The organism is Streptomyces cyslabdanicus (assembly GCF_052663305.1).
Genome location: NZ_JBQRUW010000062.1, coordinates 1 through 24933, shown reverse-complemented (window position 1 = coordinate 24933; position 24933 = coordinate 1). Strand labels below are relative to the sequence as shown.

Annotated in this window: 24 protein-coding genes, 1 tRNA gene and 1 pseudogene; 6 read left to right on the top strand and 20 right to left on the bottom strand. The window is 71.4% G+C overall.

Translation table 11 applies throughout. From position 1 onward, the window contains the following. Positions 1-26: 26 nt before the first annotated feature. Positions 27-185, top strand: a pseudogene (locus tag ACTYVM_RS31915) (ABC transporter substrate-binding protein); the annotation flags it as partial. 93 nt (positions 186-278) lie between these two features. Here the strand turns inward: ACTYVM_RS31915 and ACTYVM_RS31910 are convergent. The 9 genes from ACTYVM_RS31910 to ACTYVM_RS31870 form a co-directional block, all read right to left on the bottom strand. Continuing rightward, a complete protein-coding gene (locus ACTYVM_RS31910) occupies positions 279-644 on the bottom strand; it encodes a nuclear transport factor 2 family protein (RefSeq protein WP_445529313.1) in 366 nt (121 codons plus the stop codon). Between the two features lie 46 nt (positions 645-690). Continuing rightward, complete coding sequence (locus tag ACTYVM_RS31905) at positions 691-1482, bottom strand: SAM-dependent methyltransferase (RefSeq protein ID WP_445529312.1); 792 nt, start codon at positions 1480-1482, stop codon at positions 691-693. Positions 1483-1647: 165 nt separating this feature from the next. Then, on the bottom strand, positions 1648-3300 hold the full coding sequence (locus ACTYVM_RS31900) for an ABC transporter substrate-binding protein (protein WP_445529311.1): 1653 nt from the start codon (positions 3298-3300) through the stop codon (positions 1648-1650). 14 nt (positions 3301-3314) lie between these two features. After that, positions 3315-4121 (bottom strand): ABC transporter ATP-binding protein, encoded by an 807-nt coding sequence (locus ACTYVM_RS31895; RefSeq protein WP_445529310.1) that lies wholly within the window; start codon positions 4119-4121, stop codon positions 3315-3317. Then, positions 4118-5140, bottom strand: coding sequence for an ABC transporter ATP-binding protein (locus ACTYVM_RS31890; RefSeq protein WP_445529309.1), 1023 nt, complete (start codon positions 5138-5140; stop codon positions 4118-4120). The genes ACTYVM_RS31895 and ACTYVM_RS31890 overlap by 4 nt, the downstream gene beginning before the upstream one ends. Then, positions 5137-6012, bottom strand: coding sequence for an ABC transporter permease (locus ACTYVM_RS31885; protein ID WP_445529308.1), 876 nt, complete (start codon positions 6010-6012; stop codon positions 5137-5139). The genes ACTYVM_RS31890 and ACTYVM_RS31885 overlap by 4 nt, the downstream gene beginning before the upstream one ends. Then, the gene (locus tag ACTYVM_RS31880; protein ID WP_445529307.1) at positions 6009-7028 is read right to left on the bottom strand and encodes an ABC transporter permease; all 1020 of its coding nucleotides are present in this window, start codon (positions 7026-7028) and stop codon (positions 6009-6011) included. The genes ACTYVM_RS31885 and ACTYVM_RS31880 overlap by 4 nt, the downstream gene beginning before the upstream one ends. After that, entirely contained in the window at positions 7025-8653 is a 1629-nt protein-coding gene (locus tag ACTYVM_RS31875; RefSeq protein WP_445529306.1) for an amidohydrolase, read from the bottom strand. Before ACTYVM_RS31875 ends, ACTYVM_RS31880 begins: the two co-directional genes overlap by 4 nt. A gap of 26 nt (positions 8654-8679) precedes the next feature. Beyond that, positions 8680-9750 (bottom strand): C45 family autoproteolytic acyltransferase/hydrolase, encoded by a 1071-nt coding sequence (locus ACTYVM_RS31870; protein ID WP_445529305.1) that lies wholly within the window; start codon positions 9748-9750, stop codon positions 8680-8682. An 89-nt stretch (positions 9751-9839) separates the two neighbouring features. Between ACTYVM_RS31870 and ACTYVM_RS31865 the strand changes: the two genes are divergently transcribed. The 3 genes from ACTYVM_RS31865 to ACTYVM_RS31855 all read left to right on the top strand — a co-directional run bounded on the left by ACTYVM_RS31865 (position 9840) and on the right by ACTYVM_RS31855 (position 12598). Next, positions 9840-10913 carry a LacI family DNA-binding transcriptional regulator gene (locus ACTYVM_RS31865; RefSeq protein ID WP_445529304.1) on the top strand — a complete coding sequence of 358 codons (1074 nt, stop codon included), beginning with the start codon at positions 9840-9842 and terminating at the stop codon, positions 10911-10913. A 139-nt stretch (positions 10914-11052) separates the two neighbouring features. Next, positions 11053-11988, top strand: coding sequence for an SDR family NAD(P)-dependent oxidoreductase (locus ACTYVM_RS31860; protein ID WP_445529303.1), 936 nt, complete (start codon positions 11053-11055; stop codon positions 11986-11988). A 4-nt stretch (positions 11989-11992) separates the two neighbouring features. Then, positions 11993-12598, top strand: a complete 606-nt coding sequence (locus tag ACTYVM_RS31855) for a TetR/AcrR family transcriptional regulator (protein WP_445529302.1) — start codon at positions 11993-11995, stop codon at positions 12596-12598. A gap of 509 nt (positions 12599-13107) precedes the next feature. Here the strand turns inward: ACTYVM_RS31855 and ACTYVM_RS31850 are convergent. Then, a tRNA-Pro gene (locus tag ACTYVM_RS31850) sits at positions 13108-13181 on the bottom strand. Between the two features lie 154 nt (positions 13182-13335). On the opposite strand from ACTYVM_RS31850, the gene ACTYVM_RS31845 reads away from it, so the two are divergent. Continuing rightward, entirely contained in the window at positions 13336-14043 is a 708-nt protein-coding gene (locus ACTYVM_RS31845; protein WP_445529301.1) for a thiamine pyrophosphate-binding protein, read from the top strand. A 105-nt stretch (positions 14044-14148) separates the two neighbouring features. Then, positions 14149-15084 (top strand): transketolase family protein, encoded by a 936-nt coding sequence (locus ACTYVM_RS31840; protein WP_445529300.1) that lies wholly within the window; start codon positions 14149-14151, stop codon positions 15082-15084. Between the two features lie 62 nt (positions 15085-15146). Here ACTYVM_RS31840 and ACTYVM_RS31835 read toward each other — a convergent pair whose 3' ends face one another. The 10 genes from ACTYVM_RS31835 to ACTYVM_RS31790 form a co-directional block, all read right to left on the bottom strand. Then, positions 15147-16580, bottom strand: coding sequence for an MFS transporter (locus tag ACTYVM_RS31835; protein WP_445529299.1), 1434 nt, complete (start codon positions 16578-16580; stop codon positions 15147-15149). A gap of 123 nt (positions 16581-16703) precedes the next feature. After that, positions 16704-17063: an MmcQ/YjbR family DNA-binding protein gene (locus tag ACTYVM_RS31830; protein WP_445529298.1), complete on the bottom strand. Its 360-nt coding sequence runs from the start codon at positions 17061-17063 to the stop codon at positions 16704-16706. An 84-nt stretch (positions 17064-17147) separates the two neighbouring features. Next, positions 17148-18050: a LysR family transcriptional regulator gene (locus ACTYVM_RS31825; RefSeq protein ID WP_400027833.1), complete on the bottom strand. Its 903-nt coding sequence runs from the start codon at positions 18048-18050 to the stop codon at positions 17148-17150. Between the two features lie 42 nt (positions 18051-18092). Further along, entirely contained in the window at positions 18093-19292 is a 1200-nt protein-coding gene (locus ACTYVM_RS31820; protein WP_445529297.1) for a glycine C-acetyltransferase, read from the bottom strand. A gap of 74 nt (positions 19293-19366) precedes the next feature. Next, positions 19367-20395 carry an L-threonine 3-dehydrogenase gene (gene tdh, locus ACTYVM_RS31815; protein WP_445529296.1) on the bottom strand — a complete coding sequence of 343 codons (1029 nt, stop codon included), beginning with the start codon at positions 20393-20395 and terminating at the stop codon, positions 19367-19369. Between the two features lie 229 nt (positions 20396-20624). Then, on the bottom strand, positions 20625-21215 hold the full coding sequence (locus ACTYVM_RS31810; protein WP_445529295.1) for a GAF domain-containing protein: 591 nt from the start codon (positions 21213-21215) through the stop codon (positions 20625-20627). Positions 21216-21299: 84 nt separating this feature from the next. Then, positions 21300-21920, bottom strand: a complete 621-nt coding sequence (locus ACTYVM_RS31805) for a GTP-binding protein (protein ID WP_445529294.1) — start codon at positions 21918-21920, stop codon at positions 21300-21302. Beyond that, positions 21898-22272 carry a DUF742 domain-containing protein gene (locus ACTYVM_RS31800; RefSeq protein ID WP_445529293.1) on the bottom strand — a complete coding sequence of 125 codons (375 nt, stop codon included), beginning with the start codon at positions 22270-22272 and terminating at the stop codon, positions 21898-21900. Before ACTYVM_RS31800 ends, ACTYVM_RS31805 begins: the two co-directional genes overlap by 23 nt. Continuing rightward, positions 22269-22703: a roadblock/LC7 domain-containing protein gene (locus ACTYVM_RS31795; RefSeq protein ID WP_445529292.1), complete on the bottom strand. Its 435-nt coding sequence runs from the start codon at positions 22701-22703 to the stop codon at positions 22269-22271. Before ACTYVM_RS31795 ends, ACTYVM_RS31800 begins: the two co-directional genes overlap by 4 nt. A 77-nt stretch (positions 22704-22780) precedes the next feature. Further along, positions 22781-24933, bottom strand: a 2153-nt coding sequence (locus ACTYVM_RS31790) for a sensor histidine kinase (protein ID WP_445529291.1), incomplete at its 5' end; no start/stop codon positions are given.

Sequence of the window (24933 nt, the reverse complement as noted above, 5' to 3'; positions counted from 1 at the left end):
CTCGCGCGGACCCGTACGCCGTTCCCCACGACGGCTCGGACGTCACCGCCGAGGACGTCGTCTTCAGCTTCGAGCGGATCCTCGACGAGAAGAATGCCTCCCTGATGGCGCAGTTCCTGCCGTTCCACGACTCGGTCGAGGCCGTCGATGCCAGGACGGTCGAGTTCAAGCTGAAGTACCCCTACCGGGACACCGCGCCCTCCTGAGCCGCCCTTCGTCCTACGGCCCGGAGGGTGCCCCGCCGGGCCGCCGCCCTCGCGGGCGGCGGTTTCACCCGCTCAATCGGTCGGGGTGCCCTGGTGGAAGTACATCCGCCAGCCCGTCTCCGTCAGACGCCACACGGAGCTCCGCCATACCCGACGGCCCTGGTTGTCGGCGAAGTACGTCAGATGAACGACACCCGGGGCAAGAACGACTCCGGACATCTCGCTGACCTTGACCGGAGACTCCGGGGACACCGAGCCTCCGCTCGTCACCGTGAGGATCGTCTCGGCGTCCCACCGGCGTCCAGAAGCCCCGATCTCGGTGAACTCCGGATCCAGCAGCCCCAGGACACGGGCCGGCGAAGCGCGCACCTCAGGATCGAGAAGCAGCATCTCCCCGTCGATGGCCGCCTGCACGGCCCGCTCGCTCGCATCCTTCATACCGGAATACTAAGGACGCAGCTCGCCACGGCCCAGCGAATTGTTCTCAGGGGACGCGTGCCACACCCGCGTAGATGCCGCTGTCCTCCGGTGCGGGCGGCTCCTGGTCGGCGCCGTACCAGTCGGTGGCGGTGACCAGGCCGGGCGGCACCCACTCCAGTCCGTCGAAGAAGCGGGCCACCTCCTCGCGGGTGCGGAAGGCGAGGCGGATGCCGCCCTTGGCGTACTGGGCGACGACCTGCTCCGCCAGCTCCGGGAAGAGGTCGATCGCGGCGTGCGAGAGGACCAGGTGGCTGCCGGACGGGAGCACGTCGACCAGGCCCCGGACGATGCCGTGGGCGTTCTGGTCGTCCGCGATGAAGTGCATCAGGGCGATCAGCGACAGGGCGATCGGCCGGTCGAAGTCCAGCACTTGCCGGGTGTGCCGCACTATCTCGTCCGGCTCACGCACGTCGGCCTGGATGTAGTCCGTGGCGCCCTCGGGGCAACTGACCAGCAGGGCCTCCGCGTGCCGCAGGACGATCGGATCGTTGTCGGCGTAGACGATCCGAGCGGTGGGCACCGTCCGCTGCACGATCTGGTGGAGGTTCGGCTCGGTCGGGATGCCGGTGCCGATGTCGAGGAACTGGTCGACACCTTGGGCGGCGAGGTAGGCCGCCGCCCGGTGCATGAACGCGCGGTTCTGCCGCGCCGCGTCCCGCGCTTCGGGCGGCAGTCTCTCGCCGACCGCCTCGTCGACCGGGTAGTTGTCCTTGCCGCCCAGCAACCAGTCGTAGACCCGCGCGGGGTGGGGCCGACTGGTGTTGATGTGGGTGAGCTGGGAATGGTCCGTCGTCATGGCAGACTCCGTCATCCGGAAAGTGAATCGCCGCCGCCTGTCGATCATCGTACTCGGTCGCGCTCCGGTCCATGGGGCGGACAGGGCAGCGGCGATGTGCCTTCGGAGGCGGGAACTCCCTTGCCGCCGACGGACCTTCGGGATTCTCCGCGGTCCGTGTGAGGACTACTGGCCGGTTCCGCCGAGGTAGGCCGCCCATGGGTAGTAGACGTAGTCGAAGGCTGCCGGCGCCCCGGTGATCCGGCTTCCGAGCCACACGTCGTTCGTCAGCTCGATGCCGGAGAACATCGGATCCGTCTCGTCGTGCAGTTTCCGCTCCATCTGCAGGACCAGTCGGGAGCGGGCGCCTTCGTCCTTCGTGCTGATCGCCTTGGCGTAGAGCCCGTCGATGCCGCTGTAGCCGGACTGGTTGAAGGTGCCGCCGGTCACCGCGGAGAGGCCCAGCCAGTCCAGCGGGTTCGGGATGTTCGGCCAGAACTGCGTGTACAGCAGGTCGGTGCTGCCACGCGTCGCCGGGTCGTACAAATAGTTCGAGTAGCCGGTCGCGGGTACGACGTTGAGCTTGAAGTTCAAGCCGATCTTGTCGGCCGCGTCCTTGACCCCGATGCCCAACTGCTGCGTCTCCGCCTGCTGCGGCACCACGAGGCTGATCTGCTTCGACTTCACGTCGGCCGGGACACCGGCGAGCAGCTTCTTCGCCTCGTCGATCCTCGCGGTGCCGTCCGTCTTCACCGAGTCGGCGTACGAGGTCAGGTCGTCCTTCGCGAAGCCGTACACGGCCGGCACGGTCTGCAGCGCGACGGGGCTCCCCTCACCGGCGTACACCTGCTTGCCGATGCCCTTCCAGTCGATGGCCATCTGGAGCGCCCTGCGCACGTCGGCGTTGCCCATCGCGCCCTTGTGGTTCGCGACCACGAGCGTGACGGCCAGGGGCGCGGCACCCGAGTACAGCTTGCCCGCCGACGATGCCTTCAGCTGTGCCAGCCCGGCCGTCGGCGGACCGTACGTTCCGTCGATCTGGCCCGAGAGCAGGCCGGAGGTGATCGCGGAGTCGTCGGTCAGGAAGGTGAAGTCGATGTTCTTCACCTTCAGCGGCAGCGACTTGTTCCAGTAGCCGTCGTAGCGGCTCACGCTGATCGACTGACCCTGCGTCCACTTGCCGAACTTGTAGGGGCCGGTGCACATGACCCCGACGCCCGGCGTACCGGCCTTCTTGCCGTGTTGCTCGTAGAACTTCTTCTCCACGACGACACCGGCGAAGCTCGCCAACTCGTCGTTGAAGAGGAAGTCGGGCTTCTTGAGCCTGACGGTCACTTCGTCGGCTCCCGTCTTCGCGATCGAGGCGACGTTCGCGTACAGGTAGCCGTAGAAGCTCGACTTGTCCGTCATGTTGTGCCGCATGCTCCACACGACGTCGTCGGCGGTCATCGGCGAGCCGTCCCAGAAGGTGACGCCGCTGCGCAGCTTGTAGACCCAGGTCGTCGGGTCGGGGTTGGAGTACGACGTCGCCAGGTTGGGCTTGATCCGGAAGTCGGGCGTCTGGGCGAGCAGCGTCTCGCACATGTTCGAGTTGATCATGTTCGGCGTGTAGTCGGCCGACTGGAAGGGGTCGACGGTCTGAGGCTCGCCCTGGAAGACGTTCCAGGTGATCGTGTCGACCGGGCCCGAGCCTTTCGGCGTGAAGGTGGTCAGCGCGTCGGAGGACCCGGTCGCACCGGTGCCGGAAGCGCCGCCGGAACAACCGGCCAGCACCAGGGTGGCTGCGGCGGCGACGGCGGCGAGTGCCGTCGCCCGTCTGCGGGGGCGGGGTGAGTACATGGTGGAACTCCGGTTCAGTGGCGGGCGGTGATGGCTGCGGGGTCCCACCCGCCGCGGGGGACGCTGTCGCGCAACAGGCGGGTGTAGGGGTCCTGGGGGTTGTCGAGCACATCGGCGGTGGGCCCCTGCTCGACGACGGCGCCGTGGCGCATGACGATCGTGTCGTCGGTCACCTGGCGGATGACGGCGAGATCGTGGCTGATGAACAGGTAGCTCACGCCGCGTTCTTGCCGGATGTCCGAGAGCAGATTGAGGATCTGCGCCTGGATCGAGACGTCCAGGGCGGATACGGCCTCGTCGAGGATGAGGACGTCCGGTTCCGCGGCGAGCGCGCGAGCGATGGCGACGCGTTGGCGCTGTCCTCCGGAGAGCGACCTCGGCAGTGCCGCGAGCTGCCGCTCGTCGAGTCCGACGAGCTCGGCGAGTTCGCTCACGCGCTTCCTGGTCTCGTCGCGGCCGAGCCGGAAGTGGACGCCGACGACTTCCGCGAGACAGTCGCCGATGCGCTGACGGCGGTCGAGCGAGGTGTAGGGGTCCTGGAAGACGATCTGGATGTCCCGGCCCCGCTCACGTCGGCTTCGTGCGGAACGCGCCGGCTGGGTGCGGTCCTCGCCCCGGAACGTGACGCGACCACCGGAGGGACGCTCCAGGCCGATGATCATCCGTGCCGTGGTCGTCTTGCCGGAGCCGGATTCGCCGACGATGCCGAGGGCTCCGCCCGGGGCCAGGGCGAAGCTCACGTCGGCGACCGCGGTCGCCTCGGCATGCCCACGGCCGAACGTCCTGGTCAGGTGCTCGACCACGAGCAGCGGTTCGGTCATCGCTGGATCTCCTCGTTCGAAGGGGAGTCGACGTGCTGCCGCCGCACCATCCGGCCGCGCAGGCCGGGCATCTGGACGCACCGGGTCTGCGAAGGGCCGATCTGCAGCAGGGGCGGCACTCCCGCCCGGCACCGCTCCTCGGCGAAGCGGCAGCGCGGCGCGAAGGCGCAGCCGTCCGGCGCCTCGTAGGCGGTGGTCGGATGGCCGGTGATCGCGGGCAGTCGGTCCACGCGCCGGTCGATCTCGGGTCGTGCCTGCACCAGGGCGGCGGTGTAGGGGTGGAGCGGGTCCTGGTGCAACCGCGCCGACGCCTGGCGCTCCATGACCTGGCCGGCGTACAGCACGATCGTCTCGTCGCACACGGCACCGGCGAGTTCCAGGTCGTGGGTGATGAAGAGCATCGCCATGCCGTACTCGCGCTGCATGCGCCCGAGAGTCGCCATCACCTCCGCCTGGGTGGTGACGTCGAGCGCGGTCGTCGGCTCGTCGGCCAGGATGAGCCGGGGTCGCGCGGCCACCGCGGCAGCGATCATCACGCGTTGCAGCAGGCCGCCGGAGAGCTCGTGGGGGTACTGCCGCAGCCGGCGCTCCGGATCCCCGATCCCGACCTCGGCGAGCAACTCCTGTGCGCGCTTGCGCGCGGCGGGCTTCGGCATCCGGTCGTTGGTGCGCATCGCCTCGGTGAGGAAGTCGCCGATCGTGCGGACGGGGTTGGTGTGGGCCCGTGCGTCCTGGAAGATCATCGCGACGTCCTTCGCCCGGTAGGACCGCAGGGCGTCGGTGCGAAGGTCGAACACCTCGGCGCCGTCGAAGCGGACACCGCCCCGGACGTCGGCGCCGTCGGGGAGCAGGCGCGCGATGGTGCGCACGGTCATCGACTTGCCCGAACCGGACTCGCCGACCAGACCGAGGGTGCTTCCGCTGTCGAGCGAGAACGAGACGTCGCGCAACACGGTGCGCGACTCGCCCGCGACAGGCAACCGAACCGTCAGACCGTCGACTTCGAGAAGTGCGTTCACGAGCGTGCCTCCCAGCGTTCCGTGAGTCGGTCGCCGAGCAGGTTCACGGCACCGACGGTGACGACGATGAGCGCGCTGGCGAACAGGGCCTCCTGCGGGTGCTGTTGCAGCACACCGGCCATACCGGTGCCGACCATCGCGCCCCAGTCCGATGTCGGCGGCTGCACCCCGAGACCGATGAACGAGAGGCCGGCGAGGTCCATCAGGGCGAACCCGAAGGCGAGTGTGGCGTTGGCGACGATCAGCCCGCCCACGTTGGGCAGGATGTGCCGCAAGGCGATCCGCACCCCGTGCACGCCCTGGACCTGAAGCGCGGCGATGTAGGGCAGTGAGCGCTCTCGCAGCGCCGCGCTCCGCACGATCCGCGCGATGTAGGGGATGTAGGCGATGGACAGCGCCACTACGGCGGCGTTCAGGCCGGACCCGAACAGGGCCGTCGCCAGGATCGCCAGCAGCAGACCGGGGAAGGCGAACACGGCGTCGACGACGCGCACCACCATCTGGTCGAACCAGCCGCCGAACCACACGGCCGCGAGCGCCAGGACCGTCCCGAGAAGGGTCGAGATCGCCACGACGAGGAAGGGCCCGATCAGCGCGGTCCGGGAGCCGTGGATGAGGCGCGAGAGAAGGTCGCGCCCGCTTGCGTCGGTTCCCAGCAGGTGCGCGCCGCTCGAACCCTGGTACGCACCGGAGAGGTCGACGGCGTTCGGATCGTGCGGGGAGAGGAAGGGCGCGAGGACGGCGAAGCAGAGGACGAGTCCGAGGACGGCGATCGCCGCCCGACCGGACACGCCGAAGGTCGTCGTACGACGGGTCGTCCGCCGGCCGGCCTTCCGGATTCCCATGCGTCGCACCGCTGCTGTCGTGCTCATGAGTCCTTCTTCCCGATCGACACACGGGGGTCGAGCAGTGTGTAGGCGATGTCGATGAGGGTGTTCAGCACGATGAAGGCGGCGACGTACATCAGGCAGATCGCCTGTACGACGGGGAAGTCCTTCTGCTGCACCGAATTCACCAGGAACTGACCGAGCCCGCCGAGCTGGAAGACCTGTTCCACGACGACGCTCCCCGCGATCAGGCCCGCGATCGTGAGACCCGCGACGGTGAGCACCGGCATCGCGGCGTTGCGCATCACATGTCTGCGTACGACGGCGCCGCGGGGCAGTCCACGACTGATCGCCGTCTGCACGTGGTCGGCCGACAGTTCCTGCCGGATCGCGGTCTGGGCGAGTCGTGCGACGAACGCGACGGACGCGAGGGCGAGCGCTGTCGACGGAAGAACCAGGTGGTAGAGCTCGTCGAGGCCCGCACGGCCGGCGCCGAACACCGGGAACCACTCCAGGTCGACGGCGAACACGATGATCAGCACGACCGCTCCGACGAAGGTCGGCACCGCCATGACGGCCGTCGCGCCGGCCATGGCGGACCGTGACAGCCAGCCGGGCTTGAGGCCGGCGAGAGTACCGACGGCCAGCCCGAGCACCAGGACGATCACCGCGGCCATGACGACGAGCAGCGTGGTGATGGAGGCGCGGCTTCCGACCAGCGACCCCACCGGTTGGTTGTAGATGACCGATGTTCCGAAGTCGCCGTGCACCACGCCGCCCAGCCACCTCAGGTACTGCTGCCAGACGGGGTCGTCGAGGTGGTACTCGGCCTTGATCGAGGCGATTGCCTCGGGGCTCATGGTGCGACCGTGCGTGAGATAGGTGAGCGGGCTTCCCGGCGCGGCGTAGAGCGCTCCGAAGACGACCAGGCTCGCGATGAACAAGGTCACCACCAGCCCCACGACGCGGGTGGCGACGAACCGCAGCATCACCCCGGCGGGCCGCCGCTTCGCCTTCGCCTGCGCGGTTCCCCCTGCTGCCGTCATGGTCGCGTGGCTCATCGGTTCACCCCTGGCTGCGCGTGATGGACCACGCGGCCACCCACGACCGTCCGCACCACTCGCGTGTCGAGCAGTTCCTCGAGTGGTCGGGTGAAGATGTCCCGGTCGAGAACGATGAAGTCGGCGTACAGCCCCTCGGCGAGACGGCCGTGCAGGTGCTCGGAGCGGCTCGCCCAGGCGGCGTCACGGGTGGCGTGCACGATGGCGTCGGCCAGCGGCAGGGCGTAGTGCGGGATGTTGGCGGGCAGCGAAGGGTCGAGTGCCGAACGCCGTGTCGCCGCGACGAACATGTTGGGCAGTGGCGCATGCGGCGACGTGGGCGAGTCGGTGCCGAGCGCGAGTGTGGCTCCGGCGTCGGTCATCTCGGGCCAGGGGAAGCCGCGGTCGACCCGCTCGTCGCCGAGCACGCGTCGCCAGTTCTCCTGGATGGCGGGGTCGGCGTGCACGGGCTGCATGCTCGCCGTGATGCCGAGTGCCGCCAGCCGGTCGATGTCCGCGGGGTCGACGACTTCGAGATGTTCGATGCGGTGGCGGCGCTCCTTGGGGCCGTTGAGTGTGACGGCGTGCTCGACGGCGCCGATCGCGACCCGGATCGCCTCGTCGCCGATGGCGTGCAGGGCGACCTGCAGGCCTGCCGCGTCCGCGGCGGCGACGACCGGCGCGAGTTCGGCAAGGCTCCAGATCGGGTCGGCGTTCGTGCCGTTCGCATAGGGCTTGCCGAGCGACGCGGTGCACCCGTCGACGGTTCCGTCGACCATGACCTTGATGCCGGTGACACGCAGGAACGGGGTGGACCGGTGCGCGGCGAGTTCGGCGGCCCGTTCGACCTGGGCGAGGTTGCCGCCCTCGTCGCCGGTGGGCTGGACGCGCCAGAACCCGGCGATCCGCGTGGTCAGGGCGCCGGCCGCGTCGGCGCGACGCATCGCCTCGTAGTCGTCCTCGCCCAGCGCCATCTCGGTCGAACCGACGATCCCGGACTCGGCGTACGCCGCGAGGACGACCGCCAGGGCCTCGTCACGGTCGGAGTCAGTGGCGAAGCCGTCGAGTACCGGCCACACGAGGTGGTGCATCGCGGTCTCGTCGACCAGGCCGGTGGCCGCCCCCCGCTCGTCCCGGTGGACCGTTCCGCCGGGGGGTGATGCCGTGGTGTCGTCGATGCCGACTTCGGCGAGGGCGGCCGAGTTCAGCCAGATCGAGTGGAAGTCGTAGGCCTGCGCGTAGACGGGCCGGTCGGCGACTACGGCGTCGAGCATGCCCCGATCGGGCAGGCCGCCGGTGATGTCACCGTGCTTCCACCCGGTGGCGAGCACACGAGGTGCGTCGGGGTGCTCGTCCGCCCATCTCCGAACGCGCCGCTGGATCTCCTCCACCGTGTTGGCGCCCCAGAGGTCGACCTGGGCCGCCGCCTCGCCGGTGCCGACCACGTGCGCGTGGCCGTCGACGAATCCGGGCAGGACGGTCGCGCCGTCGAGGTCGTGGATCAGGGCGTCCGGTCCGGCCACACGCGCGGCGGTGGCCCCGTCGCCGACGTAGGCGAGCCGGTCGCCCACCACCACGAGGGAGTCGGCCCAGGGGCGTCGGTCGGAGGTGAAGACGCGGGCGTTGCGGTAAAGATGAGCGGGCATTGTCGTGTCCTTGTCCATCGGGTACCTCAGAACCGGTCGAGACCCTCACGGGCCGCAGCGTCGGGGGTGCCTGCCCGGTACTCGAGGGCGAAACCGGGAAGGTCGAGGGAGGCCGTGAGCAACGTGCTCCACTGCTCGTGGCCCGGCTGGGAGTCGTCGGCACGGACGCACACCACCGCGGCGGCACCGTCGCCGCCGCAGAAGGCGGCCGCGCGCTCCGGGGCGGAGCGGCCGGTCATGCCGCCGCACACGGCGTGCGCGTGGTCGTACCGCTCGGCGGACACCGATTCCGGGGTGCTGGTGTCGCCGCCGGCGAGGCCGGGATCGAGAAAGTGGTTCGTGTGGATGAGCCAGCCGTCGGTGCCGGGTGGCACCACGGCGGATCCGGCCGGTGACATCTCGATGGACGCCGCCGCGGCACGGCCGTCCCGGTAGGTCGCGACGGTCAGCACGGTGGACGCGCTCACGGTCGCGGAGGCGACGAGGTCGCGGGCCTCCGCCACCGTGGTCGCCTCCTCGAGGACGCGACGCGCGACGGCGTGGACGGGTATGCCGCCGGTGGCGTTGTCGGAGCGATGGTTCAGGATGTTGAAATGCAGGCCGAGGCCGGCGTCGTTCACCCCGATCTTCGCGGCCGTGCCGAACTCGGTGAAGAGCTTCACCCGGCGTCGCGTCCCGGTCACGAGCGACAGCAGGAGACCGTCCGGCGTGAGCGAGTCGTGCCAGTCCCACGTCTGGATCGTCTCGGGCGGTCCGCCGGCGGGCGGTGTGTGCACGGCGGTGGTGCACTCGCCCTTCCCGGGCGCGGCGGCGAGCACTTCGGTCCGTGCGCCGACCGCGGCCACCTGCCACGGCTCGATTCCTGACGCCTCGGCGATTCCGTCGGACTCCTCGGCCAGGCCCGGGTACCAGTCGCGCAGGGCGTCGTGACTGTGGGCGACGATGTCGCGGACGGTCGTCTCCGAGATGCCCAGAACCTTGAAATGCGCCAGGTAGCGGGCGCTGACGTCACGTACCTGGTCCGCGTAGCGCGTGCCGATCTCGCGTCCGCGGTTTCGGGGGTCGGTGGTGGTCGTGCGCAGTGTGTGCAGCTTCATGGTGGCGACACGCTAAGTAGGTAAAACGTTTAATACAATGGCGTTACGCATCTCACTTTCTGCTGTTCTGTCATCCGAAGGAGGTCGCCGTGGGTCGCTCGAAGGGCGTCACCATCCGCGACGTCGCCCGGCGTGCGGGTGTCTCGGTCGCGGCGGTCTCGATGGCGCTCAATGACACCGGGACGCTGAGCGCGGCCACGCGACTGCGCGTGCGGGCCATCGCCGAGGAGATGGAGTACGAGGCCGACGCGCTCGCGCGCGGCCTGCGGCGTTCGTCGGTCGGGGCGATCGGACTCGTCATGCGATCGCTGGACGCGCTGGGTGAGTACGCGCCGCGCGGCGTCGACGTGTTCACTCGCTACATCGGCGCGGCCTCGGCGCACGCGATGGACCGTGGACTGAGTCTGATGCTCGTGCCCGACCCGACCAAGCGGCCGACACCACCGCTCGCGCTGTCGCTCGACGGCTACATCGTGACGATGCCGCACGTGGACGATCCGGTGATCGGCCTCCTCGAACGGCGGGGGATCCCGTACGTGACACTGGGACGCGATCCCAGCCGCCCGGATTTCACCGACTGGGCCACCGAGGACGACAGCTCGAGCTTCCGGCGCGTCTACGAGCACTTCGCCGCTTCCGGTGCCCGATCGATCGTGCTGTTGCGCGGAACCGACCCCAACGCGTGGAACATCGACAGCGAGGCCACCTACCGCTCCTGGTGCGAGAGCGTCGGGATCACGCCGCGCGTCTACACGTCGGCCGAGCGCGCCGGCGAGCGGGGCGGAGAGAACATCGCGCACTCGATCGTGGACGACGGGGTCCCCGATGCGATCCTGTGCCACACCGGTCGTCAGGCGGCCGGCGTGCTCGCGGGCCTCACGGCTCGCGGCGTCGCCGTGCCCGATCGGACGATGCTTGCCGCGGCTTCCGACTCCGAGCACACCCGACACAGCCGGCCCGCCATCTCCGCACTCGAACTCAACGCCGCGCAAACGACGTTGGCACTGCTCGACCTTCTCCAGGCGCGCATCGCGGGCGAGCCGAGCGCGGGACCGGTCCTGACGACCACCCGGTTCCGGGTCCGCGCGTCCTCGCGACGCAGCGACATCAACCCGGCGACATCCCCCACGCGTACCAACGTGCCGCCCGAACTGGGCGGATGAGGTTTTCGGCCGGCGCACCCCACCCCGGGCCGCCTCGCGGCGCGGATGATCACCAACGGCGTCGTCGACCGGCCCGGGGTGGTCCCCTCATGTTACGGTACTGAGTACCACTTGGAACTTGATACCGAGGAGGGCTGCCATGGAAAGCCGGACCATCGTGTTGACCGGCGTGACGCGCGGTTTCGGCCGTGAGTCCGTCGAGTTGCTGATCCGGGAACGGCCGCAGGACCACTACGTCGTGCTGGCTCGCCGCGGCGGCGAACGCCTCGCTGCGGAACTCGCCCAGGCCACCGGCGCTTCCGCGGTCACAGGCGTGGACTGTGACCTCGCCTCGCTCACCGAGATCAGGCGGGCCGCGGAGGAGATTCTGCGTGGACTCGACACCGGGTACCTGCCGCCGCTCGGTGGCTATCTCGGCAACGCCGGCCTGACGGTCACGACGACCGAGAAACGCACCACGGACGGGTACGAGATGACCTTCGGGGTCAATGTGCTGTCCGACTACCTGCTCGTCAGGGAACTGCTGCCCCGGTTCACCGGTCCGGGCTGGATCGTGCTCACCTCGAGCGACTGCCACTTCGGGCAGTTCCGCCATACGCTCGGCGCTACGCCGCCGCCGCGCTGGGAGACGCCGGAACGACTGGCCACGCCTCGTGCCGGTGGCGCGCGGGAGGCCGGGCGGGCGTACGCGACCAGCAAACTCGGCGTCATCTACCTGACCCACGCGCTGGCCCGCCGCCTGCCCGACAGCGTCGGCGTCTACTCCTACAACCCGGCGCTCGTCGCGGGCACCGATTTCTTCCGCCACGCCCCGGGGCCCGTGCGGGGCGTGCTCAACGGATTCTTCCAGCTTCAGCGATTCCTCGGCCGGGGCATGACATCGCAGCAGGCGGGCGCGCGGCTCGCGGAGACGATCCTGACCGGGCTGACCGCCCGGACCGGGTCCTACCTCGATCGCGGCCGCAACGTGCCGTCGTCGCCAGAGTCGCACGACGAGGCCCGCGAGGAGGAGCTGTGGCGCGAGGCCGCCCACCTCGTCGACGCCGACCGCGGGGCGGGACGGCGGATATCCTGACCGAATGAGCGCGAACAAGTTTCCGGTGGAGTCATTGCGCGACCGCAAACGCCGCCAGACCCGGGAACGAATCATCGAGACGGCCTTCGCGCTCTTCATGGAGCGGGGGTTCGATATCGTCACCGTGGACGAGATCGCCCAGCGGGCAGAGATCGGCCGCACCACCTTCTTCCGCTACTTCGGCGACAAGCAGGAAGTCGTCTTCTCCACCGAGGACGACTTCCTGCGCGCGCTCGCCGCGGCCATGCGCGATGCGCCCACCGAGCCGCTCCAGGATCTAGCGCAGGCACTGGCCACATCTCGGCGGCTGCTGCTCGCGATCTGCACCGAGGCCGCCCGCAACCCCGGCCACTACGCGGTGTACCACCGGCTGGTCAAGCAGCACCCCGAGCTCGAAGACCGCCACACCCGCAAGACCCGGCACTACGCCGGCCTCCTCGAGAAATACCTGATCGACCACGGCACCCCGCCGGCCACCGCCGTCCTCGCCGCCCAGTTGACCGTCGCCTGCTACCAGGCGGCGTGGCGCCTCGGCAGCCACGACGCGACGGCGGTGCTCCGCGAGGTGAATGACGCCTTCGACCTCCTGCTGGGCGCCACCGCCGCATGAACGGCGGACCGGCCTTCGCTCGGGCGGGACATACGGAACCTCGCAGCGAGCTTGACCACCGATCCAGCACTCAGGCAGATACAGTTCCCGATCGATCAGCCGAAACCCCGCCACTGCGCACTCGACTGCCCCGCCTCTCCCACCGGCGCCGCCCTTTTCCCGGTCCCGGTGACCGACTATGGCGGGCTGGGCAGGTAAAGCGCGCAGACCTCGGCGGCCTGGGCGTAGAAGTGGGCTGTCATCACGGCGGGTCAGCCAGTCGCGGACCAGGTGAGGTTTCAGATCGAGGCCGGCCAGGATTCGGCCGACCTGGGAGGCGGAGATCCCGGTCGGCGTCAGGGCTTGGGCGATGGCGTGGTGCATCCACCGGCTGCCAACGGCCGGTTGGGCGGAGGTGACGGCCGCTGACACGGGTCAAGGAACGCTGGTCCTCACCTGGTCCCCACATACGATCGAGGGGCGGTTTCGGATTTCTCCGAAACCGCCCCTCGACCTGCGACTCTCTCGAGTCGGGACGACAGGATTTGAACCTGCGACCCCTTGACCCCCAGTCAAGTGCGCTACCAAGCTGCGCCACGTCCCGTTGCCCGTCTGACCTGGGGTTTCCCCCGGCCGAACGCGCAGGTAAACAATACCGCACTCAGGTTGGTGATCGCGCACGGGTTTTGGTCGGCCGCACCGGCGACGGGGCGACGCTACTTGACCTCAAGTTTGGTTGAGGTCGCACCATCGTCAGCATGACGATCACCGAGGAGACCGAACGCGCCCACGGCTACGCCGACCTGCCCCGACTGATGGGGCTGATGACGGGCGACGAGAAGCACGGGCCGGCGGCCACGTCCACGCTGGACGTGCTCTGGGTGCTCTACGACCGGGTGCTCGAGGTACGCCCTGAGCAGCGGGACGACCCGGAGCGGGACCGGTTCCTGCTGTCGAAGGGGCACGGCCCGATGGCCTACTACGCGGTACTCGCCGCGAAGGGCTTCGTGCCGGTGGACTGGCTGCCGGACTTCGGCGCCTACGACTCCCCGCTCGGCCACCATCCGGACCGCACCCTGGTGCCGGGCGTCGAGATCGGCAGCGGGTCGCTGGGGCACGGGTTGCCCATCGCCGTCGGCACGGCCCTGGGGCTGCGCGCCCAAGGGCTGAACCGGCCCCGGGTGTGGGTGCTGACCGGGGACGCCGAGCTGGACGAGGGCAGCAACCACGAGGCCATCGCGTTCGCTGGGCCCGCCGGACTCGAACAGTTGCACGCCGTCGTCGTCGACAACTCCTCCGCCAGCCATGCCCGTCCCGGCGGGATCGCGGCCCGGTTCGAGGCGGCGGGCTGGTCGACGGCGAGTGTCGACGGCCGCGACCACGAGGAGCTGTACGCGGCGTTCACCGCGCCGCATCCGGGCCGCCCGCACGTGGTGGTGGCCCGGGTGGAGCCGAAGTACCCGTGATCCCGGATCCCGGGCTCCCCCAGCTCCCCAGGCTTCCCCGGCTTCCCCGGCTTCCCCGGCTTCCTCGACTTCCCTGATTTCCCGACGTAGAAGGGATCGACTTCCATGGACACCATGCGTGACCGACTCGCACCGACCGTCTCGCGCCTGCTCGACGAGGATCCGCGGGTGGCGGTCGTCATCGCCGTGGTCGGCAAGGACGGCTTCGCCGAGGCGCTGCGCCGACATCCCGACCGGGTCATCAACGTCGGCATCCGAGAGCAGCTCCTCGTCGGAGCCGGCGCCGGGCTGGCGCTGACCGGTATGCGACCGATCCTCCACACCTTCGCCAGCTTCCTCGTCGAGCGCCCCTTCGAACAGGTCAAACTGGATCTCGGGCACCAGGGCGCGGGCGCGGTGCTGGTCAGCGCCGCCGCCTCCTTCGACTGGCCCGCGGGCGGCTACACCCACATGGCACCCGGCGACGTGGCGCTGCTCGACACCCTGGACGGCTGGACCGTGCACGTGCCCGGGCACCCGGACGAGGCCGAGACGCTGCTGCGGCACGCCGTCGCCGCGGGCGACGACAAGGTCTACGTACGGCTGTCCGTGCAGTCGAACGCGTACGGGCGCCCGGTCGACGGCGAGCACGTCGTGACGGTCCGCGAGGGCCGCTCGGGCGTGGTGGTCGCCGTCGGCCCCCTGCTCGACGCGGTACTCAGCGCGACGGAGGGCCTGGACGTCACTGTGCTGTACGCGACGACCGTCCGGCCCTTCGACGCGGCCGCGCTGCGCCGGGCCACCCAGGCGGCCGGTACGGACGTCGTGCTGGTCGAGCCGTACCTCGCGGGCACGTCGACCGCGGCGGTGAACGACGCGCTCCGCGACGTCCCGCACCGTGTCCTGGGACTCGGTGTGGGCCGCGCCGAGCTGCGGCGCTACGGAACCGTGGAGGAGCACGTTGCCGCGCACGGGCTCGACGCCCGGTCACTGCGGGAGCGGATCTCCGCGTTCCTCGGGACACGGACCGGAGCGGCCGGAGCGGGCGCCGCAGGCGCCTGAAGGTGTGGGTGCGGAGGCCGCGTGGGGTGGCCGGGGGCGGGCACCGGCCGCGGGCACCGTCTTCAGTGCGGCTCGGGGTGCGTGCGCCCGGGTGCCGTGTCCGCGGTCCCGCCGGGCGCATGCGGGCCGCGGGTGTGCGGACCGTGGGCGCCGCGCGCGTCGGCTCGTATGAGGCCGCGTATCGCGGGCACCGCCAGCAGCACCGTCGGCACGACGAGGCTCGTCGCGGCGGACACCAGCAGCACGTGGTCGGCGCCCAGGGCGGAGGCGGCCGGCCCGGCCAGGGCCTGGCCGACGGGCATCATGGCGAGGGAGCCCGCCACGTCGTAGGCGTGGATGCGGTTGAGGACGTCGGACGGGACCTGGGTCTGGACACTGGTCGCCCACATCACGCCCCAGAACGACATGCCCGCCCCGGCGACGGCCGCGCCCGCCGCCATGGCCGGCACGCCGAAGCCGGCCCCGACCGCCGCCGGGAAGCCGAAGAAGGCGAACAGGGCGAACGCACCGGCGCGCAGCATACGGCGGGGACGCAGCCGCAGGGCGAGGAAGCCGCCGACGACGGTGCCCGCGCCGAGTGCGGAGTTGATCAGGCCGTAGGCGCGCGGGCCGTGCTGCTGGACCACTTCGGTGGCGACCAGCGGGACGGTCGGGCCCCAGACGGCGATCATGTAGAGGCACCACACGGCGATGACGCCCCAGAGCCAGGTCCTGGCCCTGAACTCCCGCCATCCTTCGACCAGATCCGCCCTGAAGGCACCGGTCGCGGTGGCGTCCGGGGTACCGGCGCGGATGAGCGGGGGCAGCCGGAGCACGAGCAGGCACAGGGCGCTGACCCCGTAGGTGGCGGCGTGCGCCGCGAAGACCCCACCGGGTGAGGCGAAGCCGACCAGCAGGCCCGCGGCGGCGGGGCCCGCGAGCTGCGCCGCGGACTCGGCGATGCGTATGGCGCCGTTGGCCGCCTGGACGTCGGAGGCGAGCCGGGGCACCGTGCTGGCCACGCCGGGCTGGAACACGGCGCCGGCCACGCCGTTGACGAGGCCGATCACGCAGATCTCCCAGAGCACCACGTGCCCGGAGTAGAAGAGCACGGCGGCCACCGACTGGGTGCCGAGCCGCACCAGGTCGGCGCCGATCATCAGCTTGCGGGTGCTGAACCGGTCGGCGATGACCCCGCCGAAGACCACGAGGCCGGCGAAGGCGGCGGCCGTGGAGGCCATGGCGAGGCCGACCGCGCCCGCGCCGTACCCGTGCTGGAGCAGGCCCGCGGCGAGCGCGACCGGCAGCATGGTGTCGCCGAGCCGGGCGACGGCCCGCGCGACGAAGAACAGCGCGAAGTCCCGCGACCACACCGACCGCGCGCGACCGCCGCCGCCCACGCCGGCACCGGCACCGGCGTCAACTCCGGCTCCGGCTCCGGCTCCGGCAGCGAGGTCGTCCCGCCCCGCCGCCTCCCCCGGCGACGACTGCGACGACTGCGACGACGTCCCGGTCATCCCTGCGACGCTCCCCTCCCCGGCCCATCCCCGGCTCCCCGGCCGACCGCGGCCCCTCCCGCGCCGGCCGGCCCCACTGCCTCCGGATCATGCCACGGCCCACTGACAACGCCCGAGGGATTTTCAGCGGGCGGTGGGCAGTCCCAGCTCGGGATGGGCCTCCAGCAGTCGCGGCGGAGCCGCCTGGCGCCAGGAGTCGGAGAGGATGTCCCGCAGCTCGTCCTCGTCCTCCAGCGCCGCGAGCCGGACCCGTACCCAGGCGAACTGCGCCTCATGACCGGCGATCCAGAACTTCTCCGGCTCGGCCAGGACCAGTTCGTCGCGCTCCTCCTTGGGGCAGCGCACGGCGATGGAGGTCTCCTCCTCCGGCAGGGTGGCGAACATCTTTCCCGCGACCCGGAACGTGGGCATGCTCCAGGCGGTCTTCTCCACGGTGTCGGGCAGGGACAGGGCGATACGGCGTACGTCATGGGCGTCCGGCATGCCCCGCACGCTAACCCCTCGCACTGACAGCCGCCCCCGAGGAATCCGGGTGCAGCCGGACGCAGCCTCGGGTGCGGCAGGGCGCTACGCCTGCGCCGCCTCGTCCAGGGCCTGGAGCACCGGGCGGATCAGCGGGTGTCCCTCGGCTCCCCGGCGCACCGCCGCGAAGACCCGGCGGGTGGGCGCCACGCCGTCCACGGGGCGGACGACCACGCCGGTGAGGTCCGTGCCGCGCAGCGCGGAGCGCGGGACGAGGGCCACGCCCGCGTCGGCCGAGGCGAGGGCCACGACGGCGCGGAAGTCGTCGGAGGAGTGTTCCAGGCGGGGCTGGAAGCCGGCGCTCTCGCAGGCCAGGACGACCACGTCGTGGCAGGGATTGCCGGGATAGGGGCCGATCCAGGGGTCCTTGGCCAGCTCGGCGAGCGGCACCTCGGCGGCGCCGGCCAGCCGGTGGGCGACCGGGACGACCGCGTCGAACGGCTCGGCGTACAGCGGTACGTGGGTCAGCCGGGGGTCGTCGGCGGACGGCGCGCCCCGGTACTCGACGGCGACCGCCACGTCGACCTGCCGGTCCAGCACCATCGGCAGGCTGGCGTCGCCCTCCGCGTCCCGCACGCGGATGCGGATGCCGGGCGCCGTCCGCGCCAGGCGGGCCACCGCGGGCGCCACCACCTGCGCGATGCCCGTGGCGAACGCGGCGACGGTCACCGTGCCCGCCTCGCCCGAGCCGTAGGCGGCGAGCTCGGCCTCCGCCCGCTCCAGTTGGGCGAGGACCGCGTTGGTGTGGCTGAGCAGGATCTCCCCGGCCGGGGTCAGCCGTACGCCCTTGGCGCCGCGCTCGACCAGCCGGTGACCGGTCTCCTGCTCCAGGGCCGTGAGCTGCTGCGAGACGGCCGAGGGCGTGAGGTAGAGCGCGGCGGCAGCGGCTGTCACCGTGCGGTGGTCGGCCACCGCACGGAGGATGTGCAGCCGCCGCGCTTCGATCATGCGAACGATTATCGCAAGACCTGCGGCCGGTCGGCCTCCGGCTCAGCCCTCCAGCTCGGCGCGCGCCGCGACGAACGCGTCCACCACGCGGTTCACGTCCTCGACGGAGTGCGCGGCGGACAGCTGCACGCGGATGCGGGCCTGGCCCTGCGGCACGACCGGGTAGGAGAAGCCGATCACGTACACGCCGCGCTCCAGCAGCAACTCCGCCATGCGGCCCGCCTTGGCGGCGTCGCCGATCATCACCGGGGCGATGGCGTGGTCGCCGGGGAGGATGTCGAAGCCCTCCTCGGTCATCCGGCGGCGGAACAGCGCGGTGTTCTCGGCGAGCCGGACCCGCAGGTCGTCCGCGGACTCCAGCAGGTCGAGCACCTTCAGGGAGGCCGCCGCGATGACCGGGGCGAGCGTGTTGGAGAACAGGTACGGCCGGGAGCGCTGGCGCAGCAGGGCGACGATCTCGGCGCGGGCGGCGACGTAGCCGCCGGAGGCGCCGCCGAGCGCCTTGCCGAGGGTGCCGGTGATGATGTCCACGCGGTCCATGACGCCGTGCAGTTCGGGGGTGCCGCGGCCGCCGGGGCCGACGAAGCCGACGGCGTGGGAGTCGTCGACCATGACCATGGCGTCGTAGCGGTCGGCCAGGTCGCAGATCTCACGCAGCGGCGCCACATAGCCGTCCATCGAGAACACGCCGTCGGTGACGACCAGCTTGCGGCGCGCCCCGCCCTCGGTGGCCTCCTTCAGCTGCCGCTCCAGGTCCGCGAGGTCGCGGTTGGCGTAGCGGAAGCGGCGGGCCTTGGACAGCCGGATGCCGTCGATGATCGAGGCGTGGTTGAGGGCGTCGGAGATGACCGCGTCCTCCGGGCCGAGCAGCGTCTCGAACACGCCACCGTTGGCGTCGAAGCAGGAGGAGTACAGGATCGTGTCCTCCTGGCCGAGGAACGCCGACAGCCGGGCCTCCAGCTCCTTGTGCACCTCCTGGGTGCCGCAGATGAAGCGCACGGAGGCCATGCCGTAGCCCCAGCGGTCCAGGGCCTCGTGGGCGGCGGCGATCACCTCGGGGTGGTCGGCGAGGCCGAGGTAGTTGTTGGCGCAGAAGTTGAGGACCTCGCCGGGACGGCCGCCCGCGGTGACCTCGACGGTCGCGGACTGCGGGCTGCCGATGACCCGCTCGGGCTTGTGCAGCCCGGCGGCGCGGATCTCGTCGAGGGTGGTGCGCAGGTCGTCGCGCACGGAGTCGAACATCAGGGTGCTCCTTGAAGGTGCCGGCGGAAGGACGGCGGAAGAACGGGGTACGCGGTCACAACGGGGGTACGCGGTCACACGGTCCAGTCGAGGATGATCTTGCCGCCCTTGCCGCTCGCGGCGTCGGCGAAGGCCGCCTCGAAGTCCTGGTAGCCGTACCGGCCGGTGATGACGGGGGCGAGGTCGAGGCCGCCCTCCAGCAGCACCGACATGGCGTACCAGGTCTCGAACATCTCGCGGCCGTAGATGCCCTTGATGGTGATCATCGAGGTGACGACGCGGGCCCAGTCGACGGGGAACTCCTGGGCGGGCAGGCCGAGCATGGCGATCCTGCCGCCGTGCGTCATGTTCGCGATCATGTCGCGCATCGCCTCGGGACGGCCGGACATCTCCAGGCCGACGTCGAAGCCCTCGCGCAGGCCGAGCGTGCGCTGTCCCTCGGCGATCCTGTCCCGTGAGACGTCGAGGGCGAGGCTGACGCCGATCTTGCGGGCCAGTTCCAGCCGCTCCTCGCTCACGTCGGTGATGACGACGTTGCGCGCGCCGGCGTGCCGTGCGACGGCCGCCGCCATCAGGCCGATCGGTCCTGCGCCGGTGATCAGGACGTCCTCGCCGACCAGCGGGAAGGACAGCGCGGTGTGCACGGCGTTGCCGAACGGGTCGAAGATCGCGGCGATGTCGAGGTCGACGGGGACGCGGTGCACCCAGACGTTGGTGGCGGGCAGGGCGACGTACTCGGCGAAGGCGCCGTCGCGTCCGACGCCGAGTCCGACGGTGGCCCGGCACAGGTGGCGGCGTCCGGCCAGGCAGTTGCGGCACTTGCCGCACACCAGGTGACCCTCGCCGCTGACCCGGTCGCCGGGCTTGATGTCGGTGACGTCCCGGCCGGTCTCGACGACCTCGCCCACGAACTCGTGTCCGACCACGAGCGGGGTGCGGATCGCCTGCTGGGCCCAGCCGTCCCAGGCCCGGATGTGCAGGTCGGTGCCGCAGATGCCGGTCCGCAGAACCTTGATCAGTACGTCGCCGGCTCCGATGACGGGCTCGGGGACGTCCGCGAGCCACAACCCGGGCTCCGCCTTCTGCTTGACCAGTGCCTTCAAGCTACCGCTCCTGTGCTTCCGGCCCCGGGTCCGGGCATGCCGGGGCAGCCCGCGCCGGGGAGAGGGGTGGATTCCGGTAGCAATCTGCCGTACTGCGGCACGTTGGTCCATCGAGGATTTCTTAAGCGCGGCCACAGCTTGGCTTCACGCCGCCCCCCTGGGCGGACCCCGCGCACGGTGCGTGGCCTTCGCCCGGCCGTCCGACCAGGTCAGAGCAGGTCGGAGCCGGTCAGAAGAGGAAACCCCCGGTCTGCCGGCGCTCCAGCCGCGGGGCGAGTTCGGCCGCGGCCGCCTTGATGGCCCGCAGCCCTTCCCGGCCCCACGCCCGCGGTTCGACGTCGACGACGCACACCGTGCCCAGCACCATCTGCGTACTGTCGATGAGCGGGGCGCCCAGATAGGAGCGGATGCCGAACTCGTCCACCATGGCGTTGCCCGCGAACCGCGGGTAGTCGCCGACGTCCTCCAGCACCAGCGCCTTGCGCCGCACCACGACATGGGGGCAGAAGCCGTGGTCGCGGGCCAGGCGGCGGCCCACCTCACGCCGGCCTCCGTCGCCGTCGACGCCGGTGTCGACGGTCAGGACATCGCGCTCGGGCCGGTGCAGTCCGGCGAAGAACTGGCCTTCCTCGTCAGGGAAGTTGACCATCGCGTACGGCGCCCCGGTGAACGCTGCGAGGCGGTCGGCGAAGGCATCCAGGGCGGGCTCGGGCCGCTCCCCCAGGCCCAGCCGGCGCAGCCGCTGGGTGCGGGCGGGGGCTTCCTTGTCCTCGGGGGTCAGCAGCAGGCGTCCGGCCGGGCGGGGCGGGTCGTAGCTCATGGCCGGGCTCCGTCGCTGTCGGCGTATGTCATGTACGGGCTCCGTGACGGTGTGCGGGGTCGGTGTGCCGGGGTGGTGCCGGGGTCACCTGTGCGCGCCCCGGCCCGGCGCGGGGAGGGCGGGTGCCCGGGCGATGAGATGCCGGACGAGGGTCAGCAGGGTCTGGATGCCCGAACTGGAGATACGGGCGTCGCAGCGGACGACGGGGATCCGCGGGTCGAGGTCGAGGGCGGCGCGCACCTCCCCGGGGTCGTAGCGGTGGGCGCCGTCGAACTCGTTGACGCCGACGACGAAGGCGAGGCCGCGCCGTTCGAAGAAGTCGACGGCGGCGAAGCACTCCTCCAGCCTGCGGGTGTCGGCCAGGATCACCGCGCCCAGGGCGCCCTCGGACAATTCGTCCCACATGAACCAGAACCGCTCCTGGCCGGGCGTGCCGAACAGGTAGAGCACGTGCCGCGCGTCGAGGGTGATCCGGCCGAAGTCCATCGCGACGGTCGTCTCGGTCTTGTTCTCCACGCCGTCGAGGTTGTCCGTGGCCGCGCTGACCGTGGTGAGCAACTCCTCCGTGCTCAGCGGCGCGATCTCGCTGACCGCGCCGACGAAGGTCGTCTTGCCCACCCCGAACCCGCCCGCCACCAGGATCTTCAGCGCGGTCGGGAAGGGATCGAGGCCGCCGTCGTAGTCAGAGCTGCCGTCGTAGTCCATCGAGCACTGCCTCCAGAAGGGCCCGGTCGGTGGGGTGGTGGTGGTGTGCGGGGGGCCTGGTGGTCAGCGCCCCGCAGTCGACGAGGTCGGACAGCAGCACCTTGGTCACCACGGCCGGCAGCTTCAGATGGGCGGCGACCTCGGCCACCGGGAGGGGCGCGCGGCACAGGTCGAGTGCCTGGCCGTGCTCCGGGCCGAGGTGGGCTGCCGCCGCCCCGGTCGCCATCACCTGCGACATGAGGTCGAGCGCGATGCTGGGTCGGGTGCGGCCGTCGCTGACGGTGAAGGGGCGCACCAGCCGTCCGGCCGCGTCGTCGAGCCAGGGCCTGTCGCCGGCCGCCGCCGCGCTCAAGACGGCAGCGCCCGGGATTCGACGGAATGCTGCCGGGGCGCGGTCTCGAGGTAGGGGCGGACGCTCTTGACCAGCATCGCCATCTCGTAGCCCAGTACGGCCGCGTCGGCCTCGCGGCCGGCGAGCACGGCGAGACAGGTGCCGGAACCGGCGGTGGTGACGAACAGCAGTGTCGCGTCCAGTTCGACGACGACCTGCCGCACCTCGCCGCCGTCGCCGAAGCGGACGCCCGCGCTGCGGCCGAGGGAGTACAGGCCGGAGGCCAGGGCGGCCATGTGGTCGGCGCTGTCGTGGTCGAGGCCGTGCACGGACTTCACCAGCCCGTCGCAGGACAGCAGCACCGCGCTGGTGGTGTGCGGTACGCGCTGCACAAGGCCGCTCATCAGCCAGTCGAGGTCGGAGACACGGGCGGTCGGCGCATCGCTCGCCATGGTGGATCGACTCCTTGGGGTGAGAGGGACTGCGCAAGCGCTGGGGTCGGGGAGGGCGACGGGGCTGGGCGGGCCGGTCATCCGGCCGGCTCGCTCCCGTCGCGGGGGACCGTGCGGTGCCGACCGGGCGACGGCGCGGACGGCCGCGACTCGGTCGGTGCGGACGCGTCATGGGGGTCCAGCGCGTCCAAGGCGTCCAGGGGGGACACGCCGCCCGGGGAGTACGGCTCGTGCGGTGGGGCCGGCTCGCGGCACTGCTCCGACTCGGCGAGTCCCAGCCCGCGCCGGAAGGCCGCCATCAGGCCGGGGTCGTGGCCGGCCACGTACCCGGATTCCTGGCGTGGCGGCGGTCCATCGCGCAGCTGCGGCACGAGGTGCTCCTGGGCGCGCCGCCGGGGCAGTTGCGGCTTCTCCGTGCCTGCGCGCACCGCTCCGGCCCGCGGAACGGGCGGCGCGGCGGCGTTCGCCGCCACGGCGGCCCGGTCGGCGGGCCGGATGCCGGGCACGGCCTCCGCGGGATTGTCCTGCCCCTCACGCGCCGTTCGCCGCGGCAGCGGCCCGAGGTGGTCGCCGTCGACGGGTTCGACGAACCGCCCGTCGTCGCCGGGCGGGGCGAGGGTGGGAGCGGGGGTGGGCGGCAGATCACCTCCGGATACGGGCGCGGGCGTGTCGCGGCCGTACGGGGGCGCGGGTACGGTCGCGGGCGTGTCGCCGCCGGGGGCGGGTGCGGGCATGGCCGTGTCGCCACCTGGCACCGGCATGGGCATGGACACAGTCGTGTCGCCACCTGGCGCGGACATGGACACAGACATGTCGTCCCCCGGCGCGGGCGCGGGCATGGACATAGGCGTGTCGCCGCCTGGCGCGGGCACCGACACAGGCATGTCGCCCCGGGCCACGGGCCCAGGAACAGACACAGACATGTCGCCCCCAGGCGTAGGCCCAGACATGTCGCCCCCGGACACAGGCCCAGGAACAGACACAGACATGTGGCCCCCAGGCGTAGGCCCAGACATGTCGCCCCCGGACGCAGGTGCGGGCCCAGACGCGGGCGTGTCGTCGCCGGGTACGGGTGAGACGGGTCCGGTGTCACCGTTCGTGTGGGGTACGGCCGGTGGCAGGGCGCCTCCGTGTGGGCCGGGGACGCGGCCCGCGTCGTGGGCGTACGCGCCCGCCACCGGATGCATCCCGCCGTCGCGTCGGCGTGTGTCGCCGGGGCGGTCGGGAGCGCCCAGCAGGCGGGGGACGGGGCTGGGCGCGGGTCGTGCGCCGGGGACGTGCGCGCCTCGCACGGGCTCCCGGCGACCGCCGGACACGGCCGGCGCGCGGTGGGAGCCGCCGCCGTGCAGGGCCGGCGGGGCGGCGTGCGCGTGTCCGCCGCCCGGGAGCGACGGGGCGGCGCTCGACGGGTACGGCGCCGGAGCCGCGGTCCGTACGCCGGTGTCCAGCGCCCCGAACGACGCGCCCGAGGCTCCCGTCGACGTTCCCAGCAGCGCCTGCGGCACGACGACGACCGCCTGCACACCGCCGTAGATGTTGGTCTGGAGGCGGACGGTGATGCCGTGCCGCCTGGCGAGCTGGGAGACCACGTACAGCCCGATGCGGCCGTCGGCGAGCAGGCTCGCGACGTTGACCTGGTCGGGGTCGGCCAGCAGGGCGTTCATCCGGACCTGCTCGCCGACCGGCATGCCCAGACCCCGGTCCTCGACCTCCACCGCGAGTCCGGAGGTGACGAGGCTGGCGCGCAGCAGGACCTGGGTCTGCGGGGCGGAGAACAGCGTGGCGTTCTCGACGAGTTCGGCCAGCAGGTGGATCACGTCGGCGACGGCGTGGCCACGCAGCCGCCCCTCGATCGGCGGGGCCAGCTTGACCCGTTGGTACTGCTCGACCTCGGCGATGGCCGAGCGCAGCACCTCCGTCATGCAGACCGGGTTGCTCCACTGACGGCGGGAGACGGCGCCGCCGAGGACGGCGAGGTTCTCGGCGTGGCGGCGGACCCGGGTGGCGAGGTGGTCGACGTGGAAGACCTCCTTGAGCAGGTCGGGGTCCTCGATGTCATTCTCCAGCTCGTCGAGGATGGAGATCTCCCGGTGCACCAGGGACTGGAGGCGTCGGGCGAGATTGACGAAGACCTCCAGTTTCTGTTCGCTGACCGTCCGGCTGGACAACTGGGCGGCGTCCACAAAAGAGGTGACGGCCCCCCCTTTGGTGCCTGTCCAGTTGGCTGCGA